General features: G+C 30.3%; 4 protein-coding genes. 2 read left to right on the top strand and 2 right to left on the bottom strand.

Going from position 1 to position 3,736, the window contains the following annotated elements; all coding sequences use genetic code 11:
- Nucleotides 1-235 precede the first annotated feature (235 nt).
- Together SPD53_RS19515 and SPD53_RS19510 are read right to left on the bottom strand one after the other, a co-directional pair.
- Complete coding sequence (locus tag SPD53_RS19515) at nucleotides 236-430, bottom strand: DUF7695 domain-containing protein (RefSeq protein WP_336253550.1); 195 nt, start codon at nucleotides 428-430, stop codon at nucleotides 236-238.
- A 208-nt stretch (nucleotides 431-638) separates the two neighbouring features.
- Nucleotides 639-1,433: a hypothetical protein gene (locus SPD53_RS19510; protein ID WP_336253549.1), complete on the bottom strand. Its 795-nt coding sequence runs from the start codon at nucleotides 1,431-1,433 to the stop codon at nucleotides 639-641.
- Nucleotides 1,434-1,717: 284 nt separating this feature from the next.
- On the opposite strand from SPD53_RS19510, the gene SPD53_RS19505 reads away from it, so the two are divergent.
- The gene (locus tag SPD53_RS19505) at nucleotides 1,718-3,091 is read left to right on the top strand and encodes a TniQ family protein (protein ID WP_336253548.1); all 1,374 of its coding nucleotides are present in this window, start codon (nucleotides 1,718-1,720) and stop codon (nucleotides 3,089-3,091) included.
- The coding region (locus SPD53_RS19500) for a Tn7 transposase TnsA N-terminal domain-containing protein (RefSeq protein ID WP_336253547.1) at nucleotides 3,075-3,736 on the top strand (662 nt) is incomplete at its 3' end. The genes SPD53_RS19505 and SPD53_RS19500, both read left to right, overlap by 17 nt.

Raw genomic sequence — 3,736 nt, 5'->3', positions numbered from 1 at the left:
GGATTTATTATTATTGTTCACATATTTAAGAAATGATTTAGTTGTATAAGGTTTTGTGGCCTATACCTTTATGCTTAATTATTGTTCTATCGTTCTCAACATTCTTTTGAGTACCCCCATTAATACGGCAACGGCATCTTTCGAAATTCACCAACCGATTACCTAGATTAGAACAGCAATAACAGCAATAATTATACTAGTGGAATCAGTCTAAGTTCGTCAAGTATATACGGAATCATTCATATTCTACTAATTCATCATAAAATTTTTCAGGTGGATTACTTGGAAAAATTCTTTTGGCATACTCTAGTCCACCGTCAACCGCTACCGTTTTGCATGAACATTGTTGAAAATCATATATTTGTCTTGATTCAATAATATCTCCGCAGCATTTACAACGAATTCTATTTCTTTTTATCTTTTTATTCATGTTACTGTCTCCTTCTATATAATCTTTTAGAATTCTATATGATTATAATTTATGTAGTTATTAAATGACAATGATTTCAATGCGCTATGTTTTAGAACAGCAAAGATGTCATAAAGGGTATGTAATTAATTGTTTTTGTCATAAAAAAAGCTGCCCAAAGAGCCGTTAAGTTCTGCATGGACAGCTAATTAATATAGTTTAATATAAATTAGAGAGGTAAATTATCATCGAATTCTCCTTCGAGTGGAAGAAGTAGTTCGATATCATCTTTATTTTCTTTATGAATTTCATTCCCGTTGATTTTAAACATCCAACTAAATTCATTTATATTTCTTTCCTCATTTCTTAAATCATCTAATAGTAGTACCAATATATTTTTGATCTTTCTTAGGTTTCGGTCATTACTATTCTTGTTTAATAGTTTAAATATACCATTGAAATGGTTGATGACCTTATTAATTATTTCTTTAAATTCCTCTATGCTATTTGCAAAATATATCAGGAATGGTAAGTCAAATATAAGGTCATTCTCAATTAATTCATTTTCTTTGTTACTACTTATATTTGCCAATCTTAACCAATGATTTTGAAAGAGAATGATTCTATTAAAAATATGCTCATAATTTTGCACTGATATAATAAAGTTTATCTCTACTATATCTCTATTATAGTTAACTAATCCATCGTGAATTATATTTAAACAATCCTTATATTTAATATTAAAATGTGGAATCGAGAATAGGACTTCATCTTCAGTCTGATTATGGTCTTGGTATATTATCAACTCAAATTGTTGGAGTACATAACCTTGATAAAAATATTTGAAAATCCATCGGTGAAAATTAATAAGGTCCTCTGTCCATGCAATATAACTATTTGATTCATTTTCGAAGTATTCGTAGTTAAACGGTTCGTCAATTGGACAATCGTACCAAGTTACATCTACACGATTATAATTATTTTTTTCCTCTTCCATAGTAAAAACAGCTCTAAATGATAGCATTTATTCAACCTCCTAAGATAATTTTAAGTATTATACTCTATTAAAAAAGCTATTCGAATAGCTAATTATAATTTTAAAAATAAGGTCTAAATGTACTTTAATCGTATATTTAGACCTTATTTTCATGTGTGAATAAATACAAAAATACCTTACTTTAATCCAAATAAAGCCCTAAACAGACCGTTTATGCCCGTGAAACGACCTGATAAGGAAAAGGTGCATATTTAAATATTCTATATGGCAATAATAACTATTAGTCTATTAAATATATGGGGTGTAATAGAATGATAGAAATAAATTTAGATTCTAGAAGTGATTTATACAGTATTGAACCAATTGGTTTACAAACTGAGTTAGTTGAAAGCCTGAGCAGTTATTTAATTAGGGTAGCATATGAACATAACATCTCTGTTGGTCATTTATTTAATAAGATGATTTTTCCTGAAATGAATAAGGGTTATTTAGAACGGGCTTCAGCTTATGGAGGGAACCGCTTTTATGAAAAGGCAAAAACTATAAATGGATACATGGAAAATGCTGTTGAACTTGCATGGACAGTTGAAAAGTTAACATGCAGAGATGACCTAATTAATTTAACCTTGTACAACCTAAAAGAATTCATTCCATTGAGAAATTTATTGAAGGATACACTTAATTGGTGTCCTGACTGTATTAGAACTTGGGAGAAGGATGGAGAAGTTATTTATTATCCGCTGATATGGCACTTAAAACCTGTAGAGATTTGCAAAAAACATAGTCGCTTTTTAATTGACAGATGTCCTATATGTAAAAAGGAAGTTGATATCATACGCAGACAAATGGTTCCCGGCTATTGTCCACATTGTTCCTCTATATTAGCCTTAGCCCAAGAAAGTGAAAGCAATAGGATCAATCTAGAAAAATTGAGGTGGGAACTTTATGTTTATGAAAATATGAAAGATATTTTATCAATAAATCATAACAAGATAGACGTTCAAAGTTTTAAGCATACATTTATAAGCAAATTGAAAGTGATAAATGAAGAATGTTTTTCAAATAATGTTGCAGGTTTTTCAAGATACCTAAATATTCCAAAAAGCACTCTCCGATATTGGTTAAATGGCCAAAACTTCCCTTCTTTAGATAACATACTTAAAATTTCTTTTAAATTAAACAAAAAAGTTTTAGATTTCCTCTTAGAATCCCTAAATTTAGATGTTAATATATTTCAAATTAATGACAGGCAGGTCATTAATTATGAAACAAAACAAACTCGGAAACCACTTAATTACGATGTAATTGAGAAAAAACTGATAGAACATTTGAGTACAGATACTCCTAAATCGATGAATTCAGTTGCAAAAGTAATTGGTCGGGATAAGAGGGTATTGTATAGAAATTTTCCAGATCTTTGTAAACAAATATCAAGAAGATATTACGACTATGTTGAAGAAAGGTCAGAGCTGAGAATTAAAAGGTTAAAAGAACAAATTAAGCTAGCCTTTAATGAGTTGAAAAATGAAGGATTATATCCTAGTCGTAGAAAAATTGAAGAAAAGGTTAACAAGATTGGAGTTTTAAAAGAAAAGGTTTTGCAAGACTATTGGAAACTTTTATTAGTACAAAGTGGTTATGAGTATAAGAATAGGAGGAAATATTTCAATGATGAATTCCAGTGAGTTTGAAGAATGGGCAGCAAGAATGGACTTAACGGAAGAAGCAAAGAAGGAAATTCAACGTATAAGACAGTCCCCTCCAGCAAGACGGGTCGGGGGAGGTAGAAATAACGTTAGCGGAAGGTATAGTAGTAAAAAGATGGGAGTAACCATTCAATTTGAGAGCCATAAGGTTGAATTACCAACTATCTATATGATGGAATTTAATGATGATGTTTTGGAGTATTATGATCAACCACCCAAAATAAAAATGAATTATTTTCAAAGTAAGAAAGATAAAAATAGAAAAATGGCTTATTGGTATACAGCAGATTTTTTTGTAATCGAAAAGAATAGAGCCTATTGGGTAGAGTGCAAGACAGAAGAACATCTTATTAAGAAGTCTCAGGAAAAACCAGATAGATATTTTAGAAATAATGGAAGATGGGAATTCGCACTCGGAAAAAATTATGCAATACAGTTTGGTTTGGATTTTCTTGTACGTTCGTCATCTGAGATTAATTGGATACTTCAACGTAACCTTGAATTTCTGGAAGATTATATTACCAATGGGCATATACCCGAAGAACAAATTATTGCAAAGATTAAGGAGGCAATAATATCAGCGCCTGGTATAACCATACTAGAGCTTATTCAAAATGCAGAGGA

It is taken from the genome of Oceanobacillus sp. MO10714A, assembly GCF_037072045.1.
GTDB classification, from domain to species: Bacteria; Bacillota; Bacilli; order Bacillales; family Amphibacillaceae; genus Oceanobacillus; species Oceanobacillus indicireducens.
The sequence above is the reverse complement of the archived record's forward strand: the minus strand, read 5'-3'. Positions and strand labels throughout refer to the sequence as shown.